This is a genomic window from Bartonella queenslandensis (genome assembly GCF_018155095.1).
Classification (GTDB): Bacteria; Pseudomonadota; Alphaproteobacteria; order Rhizobiales; family Rhizobiaceae; genus Bartonella; species Bartonella queenslandensis_B.
Genome location: NZ_NAAI01000002.1, coordinates 43,270 through 69,516, shown reverse-complemented (window position 1 = coordinate 69,516; position 26,247 = coordinate 43,270). Strand labels below are relative to the sequence as shown.

General features: G+C 38.5%; 19 protein-coding genes and 1 tRNA gene. 13 read left to right on the top strand and 7 right to left on the bottom strand.

Annotated elements, in window-relative coordinates:
- Positions 1–109: 109 nt before the first annotated feature.
- From acnA to gpsA, 11 genes are all read left to right on the top strand, one after another.
- The gene (gene acnA / locus B5V81_RS01590; RefSeq protein WP_212111548.1) at positions 110–2,797 is read left to right on the top strand and encodes an aconitate hydratase AcnA; all 2,688 of its coding nucleotides are present in this window, start codon (positions 110–112) and stop codon (positions 2,795–2,797) included.
- 243 nt (positions 2,798–3,040) lie between these two features.
- Positions 3,041–3,307: a 30S ribosomal protein S20 gene (gene rpsT / locus B5V81_RS01585; RefSeq protein WP_212111547.1), complete on the top strand. Its 267-nt coding sequence runs from the start codon at positions 3,041–3,043 to the stop codon at positions 3,305–3,307.
- A 710-nt stretch (positions 3,308–4,017) separates the two neighbouring features.
- Positions 4,018–5,589 (top strand): chromosomal replication initiator protein DnaA, encoded by a 1,572-nt coding sequence (dnaA, locus tag B5V81_RS01580; protein ID WP_212111545.1) that lies wholly within the window; start codon positions 4,018–4,020, stop codon positions 5,587–5,589.
- 188 nt (positions 5,590–5,777) lie between these two features.
- A complete protein-coding gene (dnaN, locus tag B5V81_RS01575; RefSeq protein WP_212111543.1) occupies positions 5,778–6,899 on the top strand; it encodes a DNA polymerase III subunit beta in 1,122 nt (373 codons plus the stop codon).
- Positions 6,900–6,919: 20 nt separating this feature from the next.
- On the top strand, positions 6,920–8,053 hold the full coding sequence (recF, locus tag B5V81_RS01570) for a DNA replication/repair protein RecF (protein WP_212111905.1): 1,134 nt from the start codon (positions 6,920–6,922) through the stop codon (positions 8,051–8,053).
- A gap of 52 nt (positions 8,054–8,105) precedes the next feature.
- On the top strand, positions 8,106–8,555 hold the full coding sequence (gene aroQ / locus B5V81_RS01565; RefSeq protein ID WP_212111542.1) for a type II 3-dehydroquinate dehydratase: 450 nt from the start codon (positions 8,106–8,108) through the stop codon (positions 8,553–8,555).
- A 124-nt stretch (positions 8,556–8,679) separates the two neighbouring features.
- Positions 8,680–9,651, top strand: a complete 972-nt coding sequence (gene cyoA / locus B5V81_RS01560; protein ID WP_212111540.1) for a ubiquinol oxidase subunit II — start codon at positions 8,680–8,682, stop codon at positions 9,649–9,651.
- A 74-nt stretch (positions 9,652–9,725) separates the two neighbouring features.
- Positions 9,726–11,744, top strand: a complete 2,019-nt coding sequence (gene cyoB / locus B5V81_RS01555) for a cytochrome o ubiquinol oxidase subunit I (RefSeq protein WP_212111538.1) — start codon at positions 9,726–9,728, stop codon at positions 11,742–11,744.
- Entirely contained in the window at positions 11,741–12,409 is a 669-nt protein-coding gene (locus B5V81_RS01550; RefSeq protein WP_212111536.1) for a cytochrome (ubi)quinol oxidase subunit III, read from the top strand. Before cyoB ends, B5V81_RS01550 begins: the two co-directional genes overlap by 4 nt.
- Before the next feature lie 5 nt (positions 12,410–12,414).
- Positions 12,415–13,323, top strand: a complete 909-nt coding sequence (gene cyoD, locus B5V81_RS01545) for a cytochrome o ubiquinol oxidase subunit IV (protein ID WP_244979335.1) — start codon at positions 12,415–12,417, stop codon at positions 13,321–13,323.
- 392 nt (positions 13,324–13,715) lie between these two features.
- Complete coding sequence (gene gpsA, locus B5V81_RS01540; RefSeq protein WP_212111532.1) at positions 13,716–14,720, top strand: NAD(P)H-dependent glycerol-3-phosphate dehydrogenase; 1,005 nt, start codon at positions 13,716–13,718, stop codon at positions 14,718–14,720.
- A gap of 1,562 nt (positions 14,721–16,282) precedes the next feature.
- Here gpsA and fabI read toward each other — a convergent pair.
- From fabI to fabA, 3 genes are read right to left on the bottom strand one after another with little or no spacing between them, the layout of a single operon-like run.
- The gene (gene fabI / locus B5V81_RS01535) at positions 16,283–17,101 is read right to left on the bottom strand and encodes an enoyl-ACP reductase FabI (protein WP_212111530.1); all 819 of its coding nucleotides are present in this window, start codon (positions 17,099–17,101) and stop codon (positions 16,283–16,285) included.
- Positions 17,102–17,149: 48 nt separating this feature from the next.
- Positions 17,150–18,370: a beta-ketoacyl-ACP synthase I gene (fabB, locus tag B5V81_RS01530; RefSeq protein WP_212111528.1), complete on the bottom strand. Its 1,221-nt coding sequence runs from the start codon at positions 18,368–18,370 to the stop codon at positions 17,150–17,152.
- Positions 18,371–18,427: 57 nt separating this feature from the next.
- Positions 18,428–18,937: a 3-hydroxyacyl-[acyl-carrier-protein] dehydratase FabA gene (gene fabA, locus B5V81_RS01525; protein WP_212111527.1), complete on the bottom strand. Its 510-nt coding sequence runs from the start codon at positions 18,935–18,937 to the stop codon at positions 18,428–18,430.
- Positions 18,938–19,170: 233 nt separating this feature from the next.
- Between fabA and irrA the strand changes: the two genes are divergently transcribed.
- Positions 19,171–19,683 (top strand): iron response transcriptional regulator IrrA, encoded by a 513-nt coding sequence (gene irrA / locus B5V81_RS01520; protein WP_280527997.1) that lies wholly within the window; start codon positions 19,171–19,173, stop codon positions 19,681–19,683.
- Between the two features lie 46 nt (positions 19,684–19,729).
- On the opposite strand, the gene B5V81_RS01515 is transcribed toward irrA, so the two are convergent.
- The 4 genes from B5V81_RS01515 to B5V81_RS01500 form a co-directional block, all read right to left on the bottom strand.
- Positions 19,730–20,290: an SH3 domain-containing protein gene (locus tag B5V81_RS01515; RefSeq protein WP_212111526.1), complete on the bottom strand. Its 561-nt coding sequence runs from the start codon at positions 20,288–20,290 to the stop codon at positions 19,730–19,732.
- A gap of 1,610 nt (positions 20,291–21,900) precedes the next feature.
- Positions 21,901–22,134, bottom strand: a complete 234-nt coding sequence (rpsU, locus tag B5V81_RS01510; protein ID WP_012754552.1) for a 30S ribosomal protein S21 — start codon at positions 22,132–22,134, stop codon at positions 21,901–21,903.
- 169 nt (positions 22,135–22,303) lie between these two features.
- Positions 22,304–23,977, bottom strand: a complete 1,674-nt coding sequence (locus B5V81_RS01505; RefSeq protein WP_212111525.1) for a formate--tetrahydrofolate ligase — start codon at positions 23,975–23,977, stop codon at positions 22,304–22,306.
- A gap of 708 nt (positions 23,978–24,685) precedes the next feature.
- Positions 24,686–24,762 (bottom strand) — tRNA-Arg (locus tag B5V81_RS01500).
- Positions 24,763–25,130: 368 nt separating this feature from the next.
- Between B5V81_RS01500 and B5V81_RS01495 the strand changes: the two genes are divergently transcribed.
- Positions 25,131–26,234: an efflux RND transporter periplasmic adaptor subunit gene (locus B5V81_RS01495; protein ID WP_212111524.1), complete on the top strand. Its 1,104-nt coding sequence runs from the start codon at positions 25,131–25,133 to the stop codon at positions 26,232–26,234.
- Positions 26,235–26,247: the final 13 nt, after the last annotated feature.

Genomic DNA, 26,247 nt, shown 5'->3' with positions numbered 1-26,247 from the left:
AGTGGATGGCGGAGGTAATTGCGTCTGCGCTCAAGCTGCGACCTTGACTCGTAGTTTGTGTTGTTCATTCCTGGAAATTGGGTAGTTTTTAGTATGAGGGTGGACAGTCATGACTCACATTGATAGCTTTAATTGTCGCAGAATGTTAAATGTTGATGGGAAAGAATATACTTATTATAGCTTGATCGAAGCGGAGAAGAATGGGCTTGAAGGAATTTCGCGTTTGCCGTTTTCGATGAAGGTTATTCTCGAAAATTTATTACGCTTTGAAGATGGTCGCACGGTTAAAAAAGAGGATATCCTCAATGTTGCTAAATGGTTAAGCGACAAAGGGAGCGCAGGGGCAGAAATTGCCTACCGCCCTGCACGTGTTCTTATGCAAGACTTTACTGGTGTTCCGGCGGTTGTTGATCTTTCTGCAATGCGTGATGCTATGGTCAAACTTGGTGGTAATGCTGAAAAAATTAATCCTCTCATACCCGTTGATCTCGTCATTGATCACTCAGTTATTGTTGATGATTTTGGCACGCCCATGGCTTTTAAGGAAAATGTTGAGCATGAATATGAGCGCAATGGTGAACGTTATCGTTTCCTGAAATGGGGACAACAAGCTTTTCAAAATTTTCGCGTTGTTCCTCCAGGTACGGGGATTTGTCATCAGGTTAACCTTGAATATTTAGCACAATGTGTGTGGATGAAGAGTGAAGAGGGGGAGAAGACAGTTTATCCTGATACCTGCGTGGGAACTGATTCGCACACGACGATGGTCAATGGTTTGGGTGTTTTAGGTTGGGGTGTTGGTGGCATTGAAGCCGAAGCGGCAATGTTAGGCCAACCTGTTTCTATGTTGTTACCTGAAGTGATTGGTTTTCGTCTTATAGGGAAGCTTAAAGAAGGTGTAACAGCGACCGATCTCGTATTGACGGTAACCCAAATGCTCCGCCAAAAAGGCGTTGTTGGTAAATTTGTTGAATTTTTCGGCCCTGGTTTGGAGCATATGACGCTTGCTGATCGGGCGACGATTGGGAATATGGCACCTGAATATGGAGCAACCTGTGGCTTTTTTCCAATTGATAAAGAGACAGTGCGCTATCTCAATATGACAGGGCGTGATGAAAATCGAATAGCCCTAGTGGAGGCTTACTCGAAAGCACAAGGGATGTGGCATGATGAAAGGGTAGCTAATCCCATTTTTAGTGATACAATTGAATTAGATATGGGAACGGTTGTTCCTTCTATGGCTGGTCCGAAACGTCCTGAAGGGCGTATGGCATTGGAAAATGTTGGACAAGGTTTTAAGAAGGCATTGGTCGAAGATTATAAGAAAACTTCAGGACAAGATGCGCATTATCAGGTTGAAGGTGAGGAATATACGCTTAGTCACGGTGATGTGGTGATCGCTGCGATTACTTCTTGTACAAATACATCGAATCCAAGTGTTCTTATTGCAGCAGGTCTTTTGGCACGAAATGCAGTGGCAAAAGGTCTCAAAAGCAAACCATGGGTAAAAACTTCCCTTGCACCTGGTTCACAAGTCGTTGAAGCTTACCTTAAAAATTCGGGTCTTCAAAAAGATTTAGATGCATTAGGATTTAACTTAGTAGGGTTTGGGTGCACAACATGTATAGGAAATTCTGGTCCTTTGCATCCAGCTATTTCTAAAACGATTAATGACAATGGTGTCATTGCATCAGCAGTTCTTTCAGGAAATCGTAATTTTGAAGGACGTGTTTCCCCTGATGTTCAAGCAAATTATTTAGCTTCTCCCCCATTAGTTGTTGCACATGCGCTCGTTGGGACGGTGTGTAAAGATTTAACCAAGGAACCTCTTGGTGAAGATTCAGATGGTCACCCGATTTACTTGAGAGATATTTGGCCAACATCTCAAGAAATACAGGCGTTTATCGAAGAAAATGTTACGCGTAAGGTTTTTGCTGAAAAGTATGCAGATGTTTTTAAGGGAGATGAAAATTGGCAAAAAGTTCAGATCCCTACGGGGTCTACTTATTCTTGGGATGAGCAATCCACATATGTCCGTAATCCACCTTATTTTGATGATATGAAGAAAACGCCTGATATCTTACCAGATATTAAGGATGCACGGATTTTAGGTTTATTTGGTGATAAAATCACGACAGATCATATTTCTCCTGCTGGTTCTATTAAGGCAGCTTCTCCTGCTGGAAAGTATTTAATGGATCATGGGGTCAACGTGGCTGATTTTAATCAATATGGGACGCGTCGTGGGAATCACGAAGTTATGGTTCGTGGAACTTTTGCTAATATCCGCATTCGTAATTTTATGTTAGGAGAAAATGGTCGAGAAGGAGGTTATACGGTTCATTATCCATCAGCGATAGAACAAACCATTTACGATGCAGCAATGACGTATAAACAAGAAGGTATTCCGCTCGTTGTTTTTGCAGGTATTGAATATGGTAATGGATCATCACGCGATTGGGCTGCCAAGGGGACTAATCTTCTTGGTATCAAGGCGGTGATTGTGCAATCTTTTGAAAGGATTCATCGCTCTAATCTTGTTGGTATGGGCATTGTCCCTTTTGTCTTTGAGGAGGGGATAAGTTGGAAATCTTTAGGCTTAAAGGGAGATGAAAAGGTGACAATTGAAGGGATTCATAACTTGAAACCTCGTCAAAAGACTGTAGCGAAAATTACTTTTTCTGATGGTACGGTAAAAACCGTTCCGTTATTATGCCGTGTTGATACTGAAGATGAGCTAGATTATTTGCATCATGGTGGAATTTTGCAATATGTCTTGCGCAAGCTAGCCATTTAAATGCCCTTGTTTGTTGAAGAATATCTTCAAACGACTAAGCTATAAAGTTTCAGATCAAAGAATTTGGCGTCGTTTTTTTATGTCTGTTTTTGAAAATTTAATTGACGTTGGCTTTGACATTGCGCTATAAGCCACACAAGTTATAAAGCAGCTTTATAGTTTTGCTTGGATTAGGTTTGTTTACATTGGTAGAGTTGTTATTGAGACTTATTTTACCAAGGTGTTGAAAGAGAGATTATATTTATGGCGAATACACCTTCTGCTCGAAAAGCGGTGCGCAAGGTTGCAGCACGCACACAGGTTAATAAGGCCCGCCGTTCACGCGTTCGTACTTTTATGCGTAAGTTTGATGATGCTTTAGCAGGGGGTGATAAGGCGTCTGCAGAAATTGCATTTAAGAATTTTGAGCCTGAGATTATGCGTGCGGTTTCTAAAGGGGTTTTTCATAAAAATACTGCTGCAAGGAAGGTATCGCGTTTAGCGAGACGTTTAAAAGCTCTTAACGTTTAAGTTTTTTTATTTTATTAAGAAATAAGCCAGTATCCGTAAGGATGCTGGCTTTTTATTTATTATTTCAAAAAGCTTCTATTGAAAATAAGAATCGACAGCGATTCTCCTTTCAAAAAATGAGAGAAAGTTTATAGGGGGAGTATGGTTATCCACAAGCTTTGTGGATTTTTACAGAGTCTTTTTTGTCAAGCATTTTATTTTTTTTTTTTAATCTGAAGAGATTCTTTAACGATTAGTAAATTCAGAGAAAAAAAATGAATTGAATCAATTATTTTTCTCATTCCTCATTGAAATAAGCATTTTTATAACATTTTTTTGGGGCTTTTGATTTTATTTTGACCTCTTGCATTTTACCTCTGCTGTTTTGTATGGTCATCATGAAGATTAAAAAGCATGAAGGGGTCACATCAGCGCATTATCCTGTATTTTGTTGAATATAAAATGCTTTAGTTTAGGCTTTTCTAGGCTTTTGTGTTGGATAAGTTTTCTGGTGGTTTTTTAGTTTTCTTAATTGGTATGTTTACCATTGTAGAAGGGTGGGTCATATCATGCGTGCAAGTAAATTTTATTGGTCATCTTTGTTAGTGGGGTTGTGATGATGCTATCCTAGGGGAGGATGAATAATCTTATTTTTGGTAGGGCGTTTTGCCTTCGCTGGATTTATTTTAGCTGTTTGGTAGGACAAAATTTTATTTTTATCAGGATGGAAGATGGTGGATAAATTGAACTCTAAAGCTAGTTCCTTTAAAAGGGTTTCGGTGAATATCCTGTCGGCAGAGAACATAATAAAGAATAGGATGACGGAGGGAGATGAGGTTGTTTGTAGAAATGCTTCTGTAGGGCATTCTATTGTTTCAGAGGAGGAGAGTGCGGCGGCTTTTATCCGTGTTATGGCACAATTAAAGGCGCAGGTTGGTATTGAAGCTTATACCAGTTGGTTTGGTCGTGTGAAACTTGCTGAGTATAGTCATACTCTTGTAAAGCTTTCTGTTCCTACAGCTTTTTTACGTTCATGGATTAATAATCACTACGGTTCTCTTTTGACTCATTTATGGAAACAAGAGAACTCAGCAATTCTTCGTGTTGAAGTCATCGTTCGCGGTATGGAACGCATTTCAAAAGATGTTGTTTGTAAAACAAGTACATCTTCTACTGTGTTGGAGGAGCAGGCGACTTCATCTTTTGTTGAGAGTTGTGCAGAGCATTCAGTCAAGAGTTCTCAAGCGGGAGTTTTTGGATCTCCACTTGATTCTCGTTATACCTTTGAAAGTTTTGTTGAGGGGGCTTCTAATCGTGTTGCTTTAGCAGCAGCGCGTTCAATTGCAGAGGGACATAAAAGTGCTTTACGTTTTAATCCTCTTTTTATTCATGCATCTGTTGGTTTGGGAAAAACGCATTTGCTTCAAGCAATTGCCGCTTCTGCATTGAAGCGTTTAACGTCTGCGCGTGTTATTTATTTAACAGCTGAATATTTTATGTGGCGTTTTGCAACAGCTATTCGTGATAATGATGCTCTTTCTTTTAAAGAACAGCTCCGCGACATCGACCTTTTGATTATTGATGATATGCAGTTTTTGCAGGGTAAGTCGATACAACATGAATTTTGCCATTTGCTTAATATGTTGCTTGATAGTGCAAAACAGGTTGTTGTCGCTGCAGATCGTCCACCAGCAGAATTAGAATCGCTTGATCTTCGTGTTCGGTCTCGTCTTCAGGGAGGGGTTGCTCTTGAAATTGAAGCACCGGATTATGAAATGCGTTTGCAAATGTTGCGTCAGCGGTTGAAGGTGGCGCAGCAAGATGATGGCATGATATCAATTTCTGATGATGTCTTGGAATATATTGCGAAAACGGTTTTAGGGTCGGGACGTGATATTGAAGGCGCATTTAACCAGCTTTTATTTCGTCAATCTTTTGAGTCTGATTTATCTTTAGAACGGATTGATGAGTTATTAGGTCATTTGACCCGTCCAGGTGAACCTAAGCGCATTCGGATTGAAGAAATTCAGCGTACGGTAGCACGCCATTATAACGTTTCTAAACAGGATTTGTTATCTAATCGTCGAACACGTACGGTTGTGAAGCCACGACAAGTTGCAATGTATTTAGCGAAAGTACTCACTCCTCGCTCGTTGCCAGAAATAGGACGCCGTTTTGGTGGGCGTGATCATACAACAGTTTTACATGCTGTGCGTAAAATTGAAGATTTAGTTTGTGGTGATCAGACCTTGGCCAAGGAACTTGAATTGCTGAAGCGGTTGATTGGAGAGCAGGCTGTATAGCCTTGATCATTCCTTTTTTTGAAGAAACTTTGAAGAATTTAATGAAAGGATTTTTTTTCTTATTGCAGGAGTGACTTGCCATTTTAAAAGAGGTTTAATAGACTCTAGCAGACGATTCTTTAAAAAGGATCTGTTATTTTAATTCTAAAGAATTTTTATAGTTTTTTGGTAAATCATACGGGGCTTTTATGCGTATTACAGTGGATCGCAATCAATTTCTCAAGTCTCTTGGTCGTGTTCACCGTGTGGTAGAACGCCGTAATACTGTTCCTATTTTATCGAATGTGCTCATTGATGCAGAAAATGCTCATGTGCAGTTAAAGACAACAGATCTTGATTTAGAGATTACAGAATCTTTTACAGTCAATGTCGAGCACGCTGGAGCAACAACTGTTCCGGCACATTTGCTCTATGATATCATTCGGAAACTTCCTGATGGCAATGAAGTTGTATTATCCGTTGATGAAAATCAGGCAGGTACAATGTCCGTTGTTTCGGGTTGTGCACATTTCCAGATTCAATGTCTTCCGAAGGCAGATTTTCCAGAGTCACTTCCTGGGCAGTTTGGTTATCGCTTTTCTCTCTCGGCATCAGGGTTGAAGCATTTACTTGATTGTACGCAATTTGCCATTTCTACTGAAGAAACCCGCTATTATCTTAATGGTATTTACTTCCATGTTATTAACGATGATGTTTTGAAACTGCGTTTGGTTGCGACTGATGGTCATCGTTTGGCACAAGTTGAGATGGAAGCGCCTTCAGGCGTTGAAGGAATGCCCGGTGTTATTGTTCCTCGTAAAGCTGTAGGGGAGTTGCAAAAACTTCTTTCAGAAGAAAATGATGGTGATGTATGTATAGAGCTTTCAGAGACAAAGATTCGTTTTTCTGTAGGTTCTGTGATTTTTACATCAAAGTTAATTGATGGAACGTTTCCAGATTATCAGCGTGTTATCCCTCTTGGAAATGATAAAGAATTAGTTGTTAATAGGCAGGATTTTTCTTCTGCAGTTGATCGTGTTTCAACGATTTCGAGTGATCGGGGGCGTGCAGTTAAGTTAACGATTGAGCATGGACAGTTAAGGCTTGTTGTTAATAGTCCTGATTCGGGCAGTGCGGAAGATCAATTATCGGTAACTTACACATCGGAACCTCTTGAGATAGGGTTTAATTCACGTTATCTTTTGGATATTGCTGGGCAGCTTTCAAGCGATGAGATGGTTTTTATGTTGGCTGAAGCTGGAGCGCCAGCTCTGATTCGTGATAATGATGATGCGGATGTACTCTATGTGCTGATGCCTATTCGCGTTTAGGGGCGATTGTTTTGCAATGCATGGAAAGTCATGTGCACAAAGTGTCTGTGAGGCAGCTGAAGCTTTTACGTTATCGCAATTATTCTTTTTTTAATATTCATTTTTCAGGTCAGCATGTGGTTTTTACTGGCCACAACGGTGCTGGTAAGACAAATCTTTTAGAGGCTTTATCTTTTCTTTCTCCGGGTCGTGGTTTGCGACGGGCTGCGTATTCTGACATTAGCTTTATAGATGGAGGCGGTGAAGGATTTGTTGTATTTGCATGTCTTGAATGTGCTCTTTATGGTGAAGTAAAGATCGGTACTGCTTTGGAGGTTAGCGATAACAGTCGAAAGGTCCATATTAATGGTGTGAATGAGCCAAGTGATTGCTTAACAGATTATTGTCATATTAGTATATTAACACCATCTATGGATGGTCTTTTTACAGGACCGTCAGTTGAACGCCGTCGTTTTTTGGATCGTATGGTTTTGGCAATTGATCCTTTGCATAGTCGCCGCATAGCTGATTATGATAAGGCGATGCGTGCACGGAATCGTTTATTTTTGGATGGACGTGAAGACACTGCTTGGTTTAATGCTTTAGAAAAGCAGATGGCAGAATTAGCGACAGCTATTTCTGCGGCGCGTATTGATGTTATTCGACTTTTAAATGACATGTTTATACAAATGCCATCTCAGATACCCTTTCCACGAGCTTTTTTGCAAATTGATGGCTTTTTAGAAACAGCTCTTGGTGGAATATCAGCGATTGAAGTTGAAGAGCAATTTTGTGATTTGTTGCGGCGTAATCGCGCTATGGATCGTGCTGCTGGGCGGACATTAGAAGGACCACATCGCACAGATTTAAAAGTTTTTTATGCGGATAAAAATAGAGCAGCAACATCTTGTTCAACAGGTGAACAAAAAGCGCTACTGACAGGTTTGGTTTTGTGTCATGCACGTCTAACAGGTATGATCTCGGAAAGGGCTCCCATTCTTCTTCTTGATGAAATGGTAGCTCATCTTGATTCACATCGACGTGCTGCTTTATTTGATATTCTTGATGATTTATCTGTGCAAACATTTATGACAGGAACAGACCGTCTTTTATTTGATGACTTAAAAGGACGCGCAGAATTTTTCGAGATTAAGGATGGCGCTTTATTGCTGTAAAAAATATGCTAAATATTTTTAATAAGTGGTGTTCGAGAAGAAAAGGCTTAATATGTCTGTTATGATAACGATTTTAAATGGTCCTAATTTAAATTTTTTGGGTCAACGTGAGCCCAAAATTTATGGAACTGAAACTTTAAAAGATATTGAAAAGATTTGCAGAGAATGGGCAAAAAGAGCCGATGTTATCATCAATTTTTATCAAAGTAACTATGAGGGACAGCTAGTAGAATGGATACAGGAGGCAATAGGGCTAAGTTCTGGATTGATCATCAACCCTGCGGCTTACAGCCATACATCTGTTGCACTTCTTGATGCTTTAAAAATGTTTTCAGGACCGAAAGTAGAAGTTCATTTATCCCATATTTATCAACGTGAGGCTTTTCGTCATCATTCTTACACATCTGCAGGTGTAGATGCTATTATAAGTGGGTGCGGAAGTGATGGATATCGGTTTGCGCTTGAGTATATTGCAAAACGATTAATAAATTGTAAAAGGTAAAGAGTAAGCGTTGGATAAGAGGAATATAGGCATTGAATTCACTTGATAATTATTTTCAAATCTGTACAATACGAGGTATTATATTTATGATGATTTTTAGTGCGTATGACGGGGGTAAATAAAGATGAGAAGCTGTATTAGACAATTAGAAATGCTTGTAGTTTTAGGGGGAGCACTGTTTTTGACTGGTTGTAAAATGGATGTCCTTCAGCCGTCAGGTTATGTCGCACGTCAACAGCTCATTTTGATTATTGCTTGTGTACTTGTTATGCTTTGCGTTGTCATTCCAGTTATGGTGAGTGTGGTATTTTTAGCGATAAAATATCGTGCATCGAATACGAAAGCGAGTTATTCTCCTGACTGGGCGCATTCAAATAAAATTGAAGCAGTAATGTGGGGTATCCCGATTGTAATCGTAATGGTTTTAGGTTCATTAACAGCTTATTATACCTATAAGCTTGAGCCTACAAATCCTCTTCCAGTAGAGGTTGTGGGTGAAGGAGAGCCATTGCAGATTGATGCTGTAGCGCTTGATTGGAAATGGGTTTTTATTTATCCTCAACATGGCGTTGCATCCATCAATGAAATTTATGCACCTAAAGGACGTCAAGTTTTATTGCAATTGACGTCAGAAAATTCTGTCAATGCCTTTTGGGTTCCTAAATTAGGGACAGTTCTTTACGCTATGCCGCAGATGAATGCCAAGTTGCATTTGGTCGCTGAAGAACAGGGAGTATTCAAAGGAACCTCAGCAAATTACAGCGGTGATGGTTTTTCAGGGATGCGGTTTAAGTGGCATTCTGTGTCTTCGCAGGATTTTGAGGATTGGATTGTGAAAGCTCGGGCTAATGGACGGGCTCTTGATCGTGCGTCTTATCGTCAACTTTCTATTGCGCCTCGTATGGGTGATATTGCTGCGAAGGAAAAAGATGCTGAAGTTCGTTATTTTGCACCTGTTGAGAAGCGGCTTTACTATCGTATTGTTAATCGGTGTGTCGATGAAAATACGGTATGTAATGAAGATTTAATGAAGCGTGCTGCTGCTCAGACACTGTGGGGTGCACTTTGTTCAGTATTTGATCCTGATGTTATTTAAGGATCAATAGGGAAAGAGCCCTTTTAATATAAGGTTTCTTTTAAACTTGAATTTCATTTGAAATGGGTTGAGAAATGTTTGGAAGACTTACAGATCCTACGGCAGGTGCTTTTCATGCGCTTGCACATGAACCAATCGTTTTGTATACATGTATCGCGATTGTTGTGATTGGTTTGATTGCTGTTTTAGCTTTAACAGCGCTTAGGTGGTGGGGAATTTTATGGCGAAATTGGATTACAACTGTTGACCATAAACGCATCGGTATTATGTATATAATTCTTGGAATTATTATGCTTGTTCGCGGTTTTGCGGACGCGCTTATGATGCGAACGCATCAAGCTTTAGCTCTTGGGAGTGAAACAGCAGGTTATTTGCCCCCTGAGCATTTTGATCAAATTTTTTCGGCGCATGGCACGATCATGATTTTTTTCATGGCCACACCTATTTTATTTGGTCTTTTTAATTATCTTATACCACTTCAAATTGGTGCGCGTGATGTTGCTTTTCCCTTTGCAAATAATCTGGGTTTTTGGATTACGGCAGCTGGGGCGATTTTGATTAATATATCGCTAGGTGTTGGTAATTTTGGTCGTGGTGGTTGGTTGATGTATCCACCTTTTACAGAATTGCAAACGAGTCCAGATACAGGGGTAGATTATTATTTATGGTCTCTTCAGCTTTCTGGTATTGCAACAACAATGGGATCAGTGAATTTTATTGCAACGATGATTAAAATGCGTGCTCCTGGAATGACAATGATGAGAATGCCTGTTTTTTGTTGGAGTGCTTTTGTCAGCAATGTTCTTATTGTCGTTATTTATCCTGTCTTAACTGTTGCTTTTGCACTCTTGGCATGTGATCGTTATTTGAACATGAATTTCTTTACCAATGTTGGTGGTGGAAATCCAATGGTATGGATTAATTATGTTTGGGTTTTTGGCCACCCTGAAGTGTATGTTTTGGTTGTTCCTGCTTTTGGCATTGTGTCAGAAGTTGTCTCAACTTTTTCTTCAAAACGCCTCTTTGGTTATACGTCCATGATATGGGCCATGGTGGTTATTTTGATTCTTTCGCTTCTTGTTTGGGGACATCATTTCTTTACAATGGGTGGCGGAGAAGCTGTAAATACCTTCTTTAGTATTGCTACGATGATCATTGCAGTTCCAACAGGTGTAAAAGTCTTTAATTGGCTGCTCACGATGTATAAAGGTCGGATTCGCTTTGAGCCTCCGATGCTTTGGTGTATGGGCATGATCTTTACATTTGTTGGTGGTGGGTTAACGGGTGTTTTATTATCTATTGTTCCTGCTGATTGGCAGTTTCATAATTCGCTCTTTTTGATAGCGCATTTCCATCATACAATTATTGGAGGTGTGGTTTTTGCTTATTTAGCAGGGCTTGCTTTTTGGTTTCCAAAAGCTTTTGGTTATAAACCAAATCGCATACTAGGTATTGCATCTTTCTGGTGTTGGTTTATTGGTTTTTACCTAGCCTTTTTCCCCGTTTATGCGCTTGGCTTAATGGGTGCAACACGTCGTCTTCAGCATTACATGGAACCTAGTTGGCAGCCGATGTTTATTATTGCTGCTCTGGGTGCTTTGATTATCTTACTTGGTATCCTTTGTTTTGTCTTACAGGTTGTTTTGGCGATTTGGTATGGTATTAAGCATAAAGGTCACTTACCAGTAACATTAAATGATTCTTGGGGTGATGCACGTACGCTTGAGTGGTTTACCTCTTCACCGCCTCCTTCCTATAATTTTGCCCACCTTCCGAAGATACAGTCTGATGATGCTTATTGGAATATGAAGAAAAGTGGTTATCAACGGCCGACAAGTGGATTTACAAAAATTCATATGCCATCGAATACATCAGCTGGAATTATTGCTGGCTTCTTCTCATTAGTTGTTGGTTTTGCCCTTGTTTGGCATATTTGGTGGCTTGTTGCGATCGGACTGGTTGGTTTTGTTGCAACGCTTGTGTGTCATTCATTAACAGGTGATCACCATGGTTACTATATTCCAGCTGAAGAAGTGCAAAAAACTGAAGATGCCTTTACAGCTGTTCTTAAAGAGCAAGGAGTGACAGTATGAGTGCTGTAACAATGAATAATGAGAGTACTGTGGATGAACTTCACCACGATAGTAGCTCGGTAATGACGTTTGGTTTTTGGGTCTATATTCTTTCAGACTTGATTCTGTTTTCGACACTTTTTTCAAGTTTTGCTGTCTTTTCTGCTTCTTATGGTGGTGGTAAAGCGGGCAATGAGTTTATAGATTTAAAGTTCGTTTTGGTTGAGACTGCTTTCTTGTTGTTTTCCTCCGTCACTTATGGCTTTGCAATGGTACAAGCCCATAAAAATAACATCAGTGGTGTGCGTTTATGGATGGCTATAACCTTTGTATTTGGGTGTTGCTTCATTGCCATGGAACTTTACGAGTTCCATGAATTATTGGGAGAAGTCTTTTATTACGATCCAAATGCTTATGCGGGTATTGATCCTGCAACGGGTTTACAGCTTTTTGGACGGGAAATTCTCTCTGCTTATTGGTCAGCATTTTTTGCTTTGGTTGGCACGCATGGGCTTCACGTAAGTGTCGGTCTTCTTTGGATGGTTGTGATGTTTTTTCACCTTCGACGTAATGGTTTAGATCAGAATAATAAAACACGTTTAGCATGTCTTTCCATTTTTTGGCATTTACTTGATATTGTATGGATTGGTGTTTTCACCATGGTTTATCTATTAGGAGCGTTGTGATGAGCATGCAAAATGAAACACATGGTCCCAGTGTTGGTTCCTATTTGGTCGGTTTTATTCTGGCTGTATTTTTTACCTTAGGTTCTTTTATTCCTGTGATGTATGGAATGATGGAAAGTTGGGCAATTAGTACAAAGGTTATCTATCTTATTGGGATGGCACTTATTCAGATTATAGTACAAATTGTTTTCTTTTTACATTTGAATTCTGGTCCAGATGCCAAGTGGAATTTAAGTGCTTTATGGTTTGCTGCTATTTGCGTTTTTATTGTTATTGGAGGTACGTGGTGGGCTATTTCTCATTTGAATTATAATATGATGGGGGGCTCAGGACGTGTTATTGAACCGGAAATATCAGGCGTAGGTGATTCTTCAGTATCTGAGCAGTTATCAAATAAAGATATATCCGTAAGAAAACAGCCAGAAAAGGTATTGGACTCAGAAATGTCCATGGAGCAAGTTCCAAGTACGCAAACGCCTGTAGATCAAGCACCTGGTTCAGAAGTGCCCCTAGAGCAAGCTCCAAGTATGCAAGCTCCTGTAGGTCAATTACCTGATTCAGAAGTGCCCCTAGAGCAAGCTCCAAGTGTGCAAACTCCTGTAAATCAAATACCTGGTTCAGAAGTGCCCCTAGAGCAAGCTCCAAGTGTGCAAACTCCTGTAAATCAAATACCTGGTTCAGAAGTGCCCCTAGAGCAAGCTCCAAGTGTGCAAACTCCTGTAAATCAAATACCTGGTTCAGAAGTGCCCATAGAGCGAGCTCCAAGTATGCAAACTCCTGTAGATCAGGCTCCTGGTTCAGAAGTGCCAATGGAGCAAGTTCCAAGTATACAAACTCCTGTAGGTCAAGTACCTGGTTCAGAAGTGCCCGTGGAGCAAGTTCCAAATATGCACCCTCCTGTAGAACAGGAGTGAGAAATACCTGTGGAGCTGATGCGGCATGTATCAGCTCCACAGGAGGTGTTGCAGAGATTCGTAGGATATGAAGAGGGGGCTAAGTGTAAGATATCAGTGGAATGAGTATCATAATTTTAAATATGCTTTTATTTTTAACAAGATAGTCCATTGAATATTTAATCAAATTTTTTCAGGCAAATAGCTGTTTGTAGAATCTACAAAGAATGGTTTTTGTACAATTCAGTCCAGAGAAAAAGAGCGTGAAAAACAACTTTTCAGGTTGTGTGTGATAAAGCTACGAAGAGGTAACATTATAGTTTTACAGGATTTTATTAAAGAGAGCATTGAAGTTATTTTTAATAATAATGTGTAGTTGAAATTGGTAATTTAGAGAATAATCAGAAAACTTAATGAAAACCATTGCAATGACAGTTATTGGTGCGGGTTCTTTTGGTACTGCATTAGCGATTGCTCTCGCTCGTAATGGTCATAATGTTTTACTTTGGGGCTATAATTCTCAACATATCAAAAAATTACGAGAACAACGTTGTAATCAAGTATATTTACCCGATATTCGATTTCCTGAAAATTTATTCCTCGAAACTTCGCTTGAAACTGCAATAACAGCAAGTGATAATATATTAATCGCTGTTCCAAGCCATGTATTTCATCAAGTGTTGTGTAATATTCAGCCTTATTTGGATCAACATTCACGCGTTATTTGGGCAACGAAAGGTTTAGAACATGGTACAGGACGTTTCTTACAAGAAGTTGCTCGTGAGATTTTGGGTGGAAAAATCCCTTTAGCTGTTTTGTCTGGACCAACTTTTGCTAAAGAACTCGCTATTGGTTGGCCTACTGCAATGACGATAGCAGCTTCTGATGTTGAATTTGGTAAAGAATTGCAGCAACTGTTTCATTGTGACAAAAGTTTTAGAGTTTATAAAAGCTCAGATATGATTGGTGTTCAATTAGGAGGGGCTGTCAAAAATGTTATTGCTATTGGTGCAGGAATATCAGATGGCATGGGATTTGGAGCAAATGCACGAATAGCTCTTATTACACGAGGATTAGCTGAAATCAGTCGTTTAGGGGGGGCTATGGGTGCTGAGCTTTCCACATTTATGGGAATGACAGGCTTAGGTGATCTGGTTTTGACATGTACTGACAATCAGTCGCGTAATCGCCGTTTTGGAATACTTCTTGGTCAAGGAATAGATATAAAAGAAGCGGAAAAACAAATTGGTCAAGTTGTGGAAGGGTACTTAAATACCAAGGAAGTGTACACGTTAGCACAACGTACTGGGGTGGAAATGCCTATTGTAGAACAAATTTATCAAATTCTCTATTGTGGTAAAAATATAACTGAAGCGGCTAACGCGTTATTAAGCCGTACTCTCAAGGACGAAATATAGTTCGTACCCTGTGTTTTTAAATAATTCCGATCGTAAAAAATAAAAATATCAAATAGATTACGTTGATTATTGTACAAGGCTATTATCGCCTAGCCACTTACAGATTCATATCATTCGATTTTTTTTATGAAGAGAGTTGAAATATAAAAATTTTGGCTCTTTTTAAACATCTCTTTGGAAATAAATTATCGTTTTCACTTAAATATGTTTGTGTAATATAATGAAAGGGATATTTTGATCTTCTCTTCAACACATCTCAAAATGATATTTTCAAGCAGTAAAATAGAAGATTCATTGGGGGAAGCTTCTTATTTAGGCAAGATATTGATTTATAGATGATAATCTATCGTTATTCATATTGAATGAGAGTCCCAAATACCGTAAGATTCTCTTATTTCAAACCTGCTTATCTTGAATCAATCAAAACCACTCCCTTGCACGTCATAAGCGGGATGAGTGTGTGGATAAAATTTGTATAGACAAGGATTAAAAAATGGCTCTTATGAACCGTCTCAGGTTCTAAAAACGATCGCTACATTGAGGGAAGCAAATATAACGATGGTGGTGTTAGCTTTTTATTCATAAGTGGAAAGATTGAGGTATGCAATGGTTTTATAGTTATACTTACGGTTTCTTCCGTTGCGAAGTGAGCTTGGGAGCGAGATGTTTTTTTTTAACACGTGAATTGGCAACCCAAATGCATTGGGTTTAGGCTACTTTGTTTTGCATGAAGGTTATGACTCCAAAAAGACACGTGATAAACAAAGGCATGAGAGAAGGGATAATCTTCATTATTTAAAAGATATTGCTGTAGATGCTTTTGAAAAAGCCGTACATCTGAATTAAAGGATGATGGTAAAGCCGAAAGATGGCTCCTTCCTTTATGCCTTTATATTCTTGCGAAATTAGGGTGTCTCTCCGTTTTAGAGATAAATAAAACAGAGATACCCAACATACCTGCTTCCATTTGGCATAGAGAAGCTGCAACAGTAGAGAAGACACTAAACAGCCTTAATATTTGTTCTAAATATGTTGGGGTTTTGGGATTGGATGTTGATTTAAAAGCCGTGGAAGAGCATGGGCTTTGTTAGGAAAACAACATGATAAAACACAAAACTTTCCAGCAAAATGGATTGGAGAGATAAATCGGTTTTTTATAAATTTTGTAAAACAATAGCAATGACACAATTTGCTTTGTGTTGGCTTATCTTTACGGGGGAATACGCATCCTTTGTATTAATTCATAAAGGTCAGATCGAGAAAAATATATGGATTATCCTTGCCTCGAAAATATGAAAAGAAAGTATAATACTACAGTAAAATCTGGTTTCCCCTTTCATCAAAGGCATTAAAAATCTTAAAACAAACCGTTTGCTATCTCGTAATGATTTCTTTTTTTGTAACCGGTCATCTTCCTCTAGTGAAAGTTGTATATCATCATATAGGCAACAGATTGGACTTGAAGGCTGTTTCCATGAAGCTCAGTCTAATAGAGAAAGCATTCAGTACGAAACTAAAGCAGTCTACAGATGATCGATTTTATTTTGTAAGTCGAATGTTTTTTATCCTTCTTGGGAATCTTCAGTTTTTTTCAGTTCTTCAAGTATAGGCATAGACATGATGTTATAGCCTGAATCAACATAATGGATTTCACCGGTAACGCCTGATGACAAGTCAGAGAGTAGATAAAGAGCGGATTTTCCAATTTCATGAATATCCACGGTACGACGTAATGGGGCATTACGGCGTTGATGTGAAAATATTGCACGTGCAGCTGCAATACCATTACCTGCTAGGGTTCTAACAGGACCGGCAGAAATTGCATTGACGCGGATATTTTGAGGGCCAAAGTCTGCCGCTAAATAACGGACCATAGCTTCTAGAGCAGCTTTAGCGACTCCCATGATATTATAATTAGGAACAACTTGCTGTGAAGCTCCATAAGTAAGGGTTAAAAGTGCTCCTCCATGAGGCATAAGCTTTCCCGCGCGCTGAGCAATTTCAGTAAAGGAATAAGCTGAAATAACCATTGTACGTTGAAAGTTTTCACGTGTTGTCACATCAACGTAACGCCCTTTTAGCTGATTTTTATCTGAAAAACCAATAGCATGGACAATAAAATCAATAGTTTTCCATTCTTTTTCAAGTTTTTCAAAGACGTAGTCAACATTTTCAATTTTCTCAACATCACACTCTAGAATTAATTTGCAGCCAAGCTTATCTGCGAGCGGCTGAACACGTTTTCCGAAAGCCTCTCCTTGATAAGTTAAAGCTAATTCAGCTCCTGCTTGTGCGAGTTGACAGGCAATGCCCCAAGCAATTGAATGGTCATTCGCAATCCCCATAATAAGGCCACGTTTGCCCTCCATCAAACCTTTCATATTATTCTCCGTAAGACCGTACTTTTTTCAATTACTAAGAACTTTCATTTATACATAGCGTTGAAAAATAAGTGTTGCATTGGTACCGCCAAAGCCAAAAGTATTTGACAATACGGTATTCAATTGTTGATGATCACGTCGTTCACGAACGATTGGCATATCAGTAAAAGCTGGATCAAGTTCTTCAATATGGGCACTTTCACAAATAAAATTATGATTCATCATTAACAAAGTGTAGATTGCTTCGTGAACACCTGCGGCTCCTAAGGAATGTCCTGTTAGAGATTTGGTAGCAGAAATGGGTGGACATTGATCACCCGATCCAAAAATACGTCGAATAGCTTCTATTTCAGGAGGATCACCAACAGGTGTTGCTGTTGCATGGGGGTTGATATAATCAATTTTATTATTGACTGTTGCAAGGGCCATGCGCATGCACCGCTCTGCTCCCTCTCCTGATGGAGCGACCATATCATGTCCATCGGATGTCGCACCATATCCAACGATTTCTCCATAGATTTTTGCCCCACGCGCTTTAGCAAGTTCTAGATCTTCAAGGACTAAAACGCCAGCGCCTCCAGCAATGACAAATCCATCACGATTGACATCATAGGCACGTGAAGCTTTATAAGGGATGTCGTTATATCTGCTAGACATAGCGCCCATAGCATCAAATAAAACAGAGAGTGTCCAATCCAAATCTTCGCAGCCACCGGCAAAGATGCGCTTCTGTTTACCATATTGTATCATTTCATAAGCATTCCCGATACAATGATTGGAGGTAGCACAAGCTGAAGAGATTGAATAATTGACTCCTTTTATTTTAAAGAAAGTTGCTAATGTAGCAGATGCTGTAGAACTCATCGCTTTAGGAACAACAAAAGGCCCAACACGTTTTGGACCTTTTTGGCGTGTAACATCAGCCGCTTCTACGATTGATTGCGTTGAAGCACCTCCAGAACCCATAATAATACCTGTATGTTCGTTTGATACTTCGTGAGGCTCTAGACCAGCATCAACAATCGCTTGATCCATGGCAATATGATTCCAAGCTGTTCCACGTCCATGAAAACGTAGAGCACGTCGATCTACGAGTTCTTCTATATTAATATCGGGTTTGCCGTAAACTCTGCTACGAAAGCCTAACTCAGCGTATTGAGGTGCGTAAGAAATTCCGGATTTTGCCTCACGTAAACTGGTTAAAACGGTTTGGGGGTCGTTTCCAATGGCGGAGACAATTCCCATTCCGGTTACAACAACTCGGCGCATTCATACCTCCTTATTCCATACAGAATAGTAAAAAATTCTTCCTGATGAAAATAACATTCAATTTTCTTTGAATAAAGCAACGCGCAAATCATTTGCCTTATAAATAGTTTCTCCATCTGCTTTTAGCCATCCATCAGCTATTCCTAAGACTAAATTTCCACGTCGAATACGCTTAAAATCTATTCCATATTCAAGAAGTTTGGTTTGTGGTGTTACCATACCAGATAACTTTACTTCACCTGTTGATATGGCCCTCCCTTTGCCTGGTTCGCCTAACCAACCAAGAAAAAAACCTGTTAATTGCCACATACCATCCAATCCAAGGCATCCTGGCATGACGGGATCACCTATAAAGTGACAATTAAAGAACCACAGGTCTGGTGTAATGTCAAATTCAGCACGAACCATTCCTTTATCGTATTTACCACCAGTTTCACTAATTTGAGTGATTCGATGAACCATCAACATTGGCGGTGCTGGCAATTGCGCATTACCTTTACCAAACATGTCGCCGCGAGCGCAGCTTAGAAGCTCTTCATAAGTGTAGCGAGACTTTTGTTCAGCCATTGTGACTCCATTTATTTGCATACATTTTTATTTCTGCGCTTTTCCCCGACTTAACTTTTAGAGCAAATTTTAAAGAGAGGGAAATGATTTTATATCATTTTTAATGACAAAGGCTCTTTTTTATGTATTCTACATAGATAATTATTTAAAAATGGAATACAAGATTGCACCGTACTGTTCCCATTTTTTCTATTTTTATCTTATTGAAGCAGGAAGATATTTTGGTTTGTAACATGTCAGAAAGTGCAGATAATTTGGATATGAATGAAGAGCAACAGTTCACAAAAGAGTGTGGAGAAGGTGTGCGATATTATTCCACTTCTATGTTAGAAAAACGTTTGCGTGGAAATGGTTTGCGTCCAACACGTCAGCGGTTAGAACTTGCGCAGATGATTTTTTCTCAAGGCAACCGTCATATTACTGCTGAAGAGCTCTATGAGGAAGCGGTGATGGCAGGTGTTCCTGTATCTTTAGCAACGGTTTATAATACGCTTCATCAATTTACGGAAGCGGGATTGTTACGGATTATTGCCGTAGAAGGCTCAAAAACTTGGTTTGATACCAATACCTCTGATCACTACCATTTTTATATAGAAGGTGAAAATCGTATTTTTGATATTCCATGTGATTTGGAAAAGACTTCCATTATTAGAAATTTGCCTAAGCCACCAGAAGGTATGGAAATTTCACATGTTGATTTGATCGTGCGCTTGAAACCCAAAAATCAATCTCATGATAGGGATTGAGGGCGTTCAATGAGAAATAAAAATTAAACTTAATGCATTTGAGTATTCACCAGCCTTTTATTTTTTCATCAGGATAAATCCCCCATAATTGAGGTTGATAAAGCCATCCATGAACGTTATTGAGAGTGATTTCGCACCATTGTCCATCGCATTGGTGGATATTGCCGATGACATTAGGCTCTACTTCTGCCACGAGTTCTGCGTTGTCGGTGGGTTTTTTTCGTAGCATTAGCCTTTTTGTTTTATCTTTTTGCCATGGAATAGTTATAGCAGTTCGCTTTCCCGATAAAAGCGATTGATACACCCACCCTTCATCACCTTCTGCATCACGAATTTTGCGCCATTGATCATATTCTTGGATGATTTCAATAGGTAATCCCTTCTTTTTGTAAGTAAAAATGATAGAATAGTTACTTCCTGGCCCAACGCGTACATTAACACGAGTAGGTTTAAGCGAAGCAAATCGCGGGAGTGGTAAACCACTGGGACCTAAATTTTGATTAAGTGTTTCTGCGTGCAACAAACGCGGTGAACCCAATACAATGACTTTTGCTATTAAGATACATGATGCGAGCATTAAAACGTGAGACCAACGAGAATTTTGCACACTGAACTCCTTTATTTCATCATATATTGGTCATTTAAAATCTGGAAGATAAGATTGGAGACTAATAAAAATTATGCCATATCGCTCGTTAAAGAGATCTAAACAATGAAAAAATTGTTACGAGAATAGAGAAATAAGGAAAACAAAAGTTTGAATTTCTTAGAACTTATGGTGTTTATAAGGGGATAGCTGTAAATAAATATTGGATTTTTAGCGCGCTGTATGCGTGAGAAAGATATTAAAACAGTAAAGTATATTGTGGTAGGGGCAGTTTTTCTATAGGAGCTCAATGCTAAAATATTGTCTCTTTTTTCCAAGGGGATGTCTCGAAATAAAAGCATAGTTATGCATATTATGAATACGAAAACTGTTCAGTAAACGGATTATAGTGTGGCTTGAGAAGATAGTTTTGAATGGTACAAAATAATACTATGAATGAAGCATTTAAGCGTAAAAAATGAGCAACATTATAGAGTCGATTGATATATGAAGGGCTCATTTCAACAGAATAGTTTTCCGTGATAATTCAATGCATGAAATTTGCTATACTATGCTCTTATGCAATGATAGTGCTCATCCGTGTTAAGATGGTACCATCATCTTATTTCATAGTCCTCAATGTTATGCTTTTCCTATTATTTAGAGCATTCATAAGAAACATTTTTGTTCTAGTTGCGAAAAAAAACCGCTTATGATGTATACAAGCAAAAAATCTTAATTGATTCAATATAAGAATGTGTTGAAATAATTTACTGTTCAGAGTTATTACTTCATATGAAAAACGATTACTTATGATGATAAATCAATAAGTTATCAATTTAAAATCGTTATTAAATTGTAAAAACATTTTCATTAAAAATGATAATATAAGGAACCTATACCCATATTAAAATACAGCGTTTTCTCTGTTTATTTTCAATTTTCTTTTGTTTCAATTCAGTATAAAAAGCTTGATGAAAGAGAAGAGCTTATTCGATACGCTTATAAAGTCAATTACATAAGTGATGAGTAGAAGAAATTCATCAAGAAAAAAGAATCTGTAGTGTAGGGGTTGAAATTCTTCATCTTTTGGAAGGATAGCATCAAGAGATATAAAGAGTTATGAAATTATATCGTTTCATTACATAAGTGAAGGGAAAGAGGATTATGTATTTTCATATCCTCACACACAATCGCATATTGTGATAGCCATTTGCATCTTGTAATCTGATCTAAAATCTTTGCAAGCTTCAGAATATTTAAGGACAAAAAAGAAAATTATCATAAAACCTGCTATAAGAAACAGCTATTTGAGAGATAATAAAGAAGGAGGAAAATCATAAAAAAAGTGATAATAAAACACTTACACTCAATCCACATCCTACATAGGAACAAGTCGCTTATATCTAAAGTGCCATTTGCTATCTATTTTGAAAATTATAAGAGTGAAGTAAACTCTATCCCTATGACAAGAAACTTCATCACTGATAATTAACATGTTAGTTCATATAACTAAAATACGAGGCAAAACCACACGCATAAGCAACCTATTGCAACTGCCTATGAAGATAAAATTCTCTGATAACTTATTCTCTATTGCTTATGCAATTCTATGATGCATCAAAAGTATATCACTTCACCGCAACAGTTCGTCCATTACTCACAAAGCCTTCTCTTTGCGCACGCTTACGAGCAAGCTTACGTGTACGACGAATAGCTTCAGCTTTTTCACGAGCACGCTTCTCAGATGGCTTTTCATAATAACTACGCATTTTCATTTCACGGAAGATACCTTCACGCTGCATCTTCTTTTTCAACGCGCGGAGCGCTTGATCAACATTATTATCACGGACGAGTACTTGCACTATTTATCCTGCTTTTTTCAGTTTCATAAATGATAGGAAAAACTTCCGCCCTTTTAAAGGTAAATTCAAAAGGACAGAGATTTATATCATATAAATAAGATATTTGTCTATATCGCTTTTTTAAAATTCTATTCTTTTTATAATGAAGAGAGAGTTTACGGTTATAAATTTATGAAAGTCCTTGTATTTGATCATTTTCATCAAGATGAATTTTTTCAGCGGCAGGATAATGCGGTAAGCCGGGCATGGTCATAACATCTCCACAAATGACAACGATAAAGCCAGCTCCCGCACAGAGACGAACTTCTCGTACAGGAATTTCAAAATCAACAGGAGCACCATATTGCTTGGGATCAGCAGAAAAAGAATAAGGTGTTTTTGCCATACAGATAGGGTAGGTGCCAAAACCTTCTTTTTCCCAAGATTCAAGTTGTTTAAGAATAGAAGCTGAGATGATGGCGCCACGCCCACCGTATAGCTTTGTTATAATACAATTAATTTTTTGAACGAGGGGAATATCATCTTGATAGAGAACTTTAAAATTGGAATCTTGCTTTTCAATTAAGGCAACGAGTTCTTGTGCAAGTTCTATAGTCCCTTTTCCACCTTGTTCCCAATGCTTACAGATAAGTGCTTTGTGTCCAGTTGTTGCAACTATTTTCTGTAATGTTCTTATTTCAGCATCGCTATCGCTGTCAAAATGATTAATCGCTACAACACAAGGGATACCGTAGAGCTCCATATTTTTGATATGTCGTATAAGATTAGCTGCTCCCTTTTCTAAAGCGGTTATATTTTCTTCTGTCAGGTTATTTTTATCCACACCACCATTCATTTTTAATGCACGAATCGTTGCGACAATCACTGTTGCATTTGGGACAATACCTGTTTGCCGACATTTAATATTGAAAAACTTTTCTGCTCCAAGATCGGCTCCAAATCCTGCTTCTGTGACAACATAATCAGCCAGTTTTAAAGCGGTTTTTGTTGCTATAACTGAGTTGCAACCATGCGCAATATTGGCAAAAGGTCCTCCATGAACGAGAACAGGATTATTTTCAATTGTTTGTACAAGGTTGGGTTGTATGGCATCTTTGAGAAGAACTGCCATTGCGCCTTCTGCATTGAGATCAGCCACTGTTACGGGAGTTTTATCATGACGATAGGCAACAATAATTTTTTTGAGTCTTTGTGTAAGGTTTTCTAAATTTTCAGCAAGACAAAGAAGTGCCATAATTTCTGATGCAACAGTAATATCAAAACCTGTTTGGCGTGGAAAACCATTTGTTATGCCCCCTAATGAAATAACGATATCGCGCAATGCACGGTCATTCATATCAAGAACACGCTTCCAAACAATGCGACGTGGATCAATGTTTAGAGTATTCCCCCAATAGATATGATTATCGATCATTGCGGCAAGAAGATTATGGGCTGCTGTAATAGCATGAAAATCACCGGTAAAATGTAAATTAAGGTCATCCATTGGGACGACTTGCGCATAACCACCACCAGCTGCACCACCTTTGACACCAAAACAAGGGCCTAAAGACGGTTCTCTCAAAGTGGCTATTGTTTTTTTGCCAATGAGATTAAGAGCATCACTCAGTCCAACTGTTGTTGTTGTTTTTCCTTCTCCAGCAGGTGTGGGATTGATAGCCGTAACAAGGATAAGTTTACCATCTGGATTTTTATTGAGTGATTTTATGTATGTAGAAGAAATTTTAGCTTTATCATGACCATAGGGAATGAGATTTTCATGTGAGATACCAATTTTTTGTGCAATTTCAGTAATATGCTTCTTTTTAGCAGTGCGAGCAATTTCAATATCTGTTTTGTGCATGGAAAAATTCTCTAAATTGAGCTTTTATTAATGCTAGGGATCTGTCCTCTATGGATTAATAAGAAGAATCCATAAAGACTAGAAAGTATACGATATCATAGAGATCAATGATATGGCACGCAAGAGATAATGCTAAAGGACTACAAGAGAATTCTTAATCGTTTTTTGGGAAAAAAATCTCTATTTTTTAAGTTTCGGTAAATTTTTAGCTAGTCTGCAATATTACTCTCAATATCAGCTAATGATGAACATCAGAAGCAAGTCTTTGAGTAATTAATTTAAAGATTTTTGATACAGCGATATTGATGTGATTTTTATATCTCATCTTTGTTATTTCGGATCACGTACTGAAAAAGCTTTAGAGAGCGATAAACCACAATTTTGGGGGGCACACCTAAAGTCTCTCTTAAGATAGGGTGGATAAAAATGAAATATTCGAAAATATCCATTAATGGAAAAGAAAAACAAGCACGTAAAAATTATCCAACTGATTAAAAAGTATAATCCAGAAGAGATCAAAAACAAGCGTATAGATTGAGAAAAAGAAAGCATCAACACCCAAACTCACGCGATCGCTACAGTTATCGCTAAAAAACGACTCACAATAAAATGGAATAAAAAACCATAAAAAGATCAGAGATAAGCAAAAAATAAATCACATAAAAAGAATTCAGGGAGTCTAAATATGAGTAAGATATTACTGATAGATGGCGCACCCGAAGAGATTCGAACTCCTGACCCCCAGATTCGTAGTCTGGTGCTCTATCCAGCTGAGCTACGGGTGCACACATTTTGATTTTCTACATTGTCTAAGACACAAGGGTTCCTAATCGTTTCATTAAAGAAATGCAAGTAAAACTTGGATTGTAATAAAAAAAATCTCTTTTTTTTATGAGATATTAAAAAAAGGTTATCATATATTATGGTTTCGGTTAGATTTTTGAGAAGGTCATTTTCTTGTTGTGACCCTGCCACGCAATATGAACGATAGTTAACTTGATGTTTTCATCTATGAACGATAGTCAGCCAGAGATGATATATGTTTTTTGCGGTGGGGGGTAAGATATATACCTGCTGTTTGGTTTTTTTGTAAAACGCCGATATTACCGTTGAAAACCATTTCAGATAAACATGACACAGCAAAGGTGGATGTATGGCGTTATTAAAAAAGATCTTTCCATTGGTGTTTTTAATTGTTGTTTTAACGGTTACTTATTGGGCTGGAAAACAGAGTGCAGAAAAACCCATCTCTACAGTGGATAAAACAAGTATATCATATAAAGATTCAAAGGAAAAAATGGGAAGACCACCGACAAATGTTGTCGTTGATCTAGTAAAAGTTCAAGATTTTTATGAACAGCTTAACGTTTTAGGGAGTGGACAAGCTCTTACTGAAGTAGATTTAACCCCTTTATCATCAGGTGTTATTGATAAGCTTTTTGTGTCTGCTGGTACAAAAGTACAAGTAGGTGATGCGATTGCAAAGCTTGATTCTAAAAAGGAGGAAATAGCGGCCGCAAAAGCAAAAGTACAACGTGATAATAATGCGTTAACGCTTTCACGCATTCTTAAATTACGTGCCAGCAATACAGCAACGGAAGTTCAAGAAATTACAGCGCGTTTAGAGTTGGATAACGCAAATCTAGTTTTGCGTAATGCTGAGGTAGACCTCGATCGGCGAACAATTCGTGCACCGATTTCTGGAGTTGTCGGTATTTTACCCGTTGATACGGGGAATAACGTAACCCTTAATACTGTAATAGGGCGTATTGAGAATAGAGAACGTATTTTGGTCGATATATGGGTCCCTGAACGATATGCATCACAGATCCGTAAGGGAGATGAGGTAACGGCAACATTAACCGCGCAGCCAGATAAATCTTTTATCGGTCATATTTACGCGATTGATAATGTCATTGACCCAGAAAGTCGCACACTTCATGCTCAGGTTGAAATCAATAATGAAAAAGATACACTCATGTCTGGCATGTCCTTTTCTATTGCCTTGCAATTTCATGGTGGTTCTTTCCCTGTCGTTAATCCTCTTGCGGTTCAATGGAACAGTAAAGGATCATTTGTTTGGCGTGTGAGAGAAGGAAAAGTAGAGTCTATTCCCGTATCAATTATTCAACATAAAGCGGATCAAGTTTTCGTAAAAGCTCCCCTAGAAAAGGGTGATCAAGTTGTCATTCAGGGAGTACAAATGCTTTATTCAGGAAGTAAAGTAACGATTGATGATCCAAAGTCTCATCAATAGTAATTATCAGCGG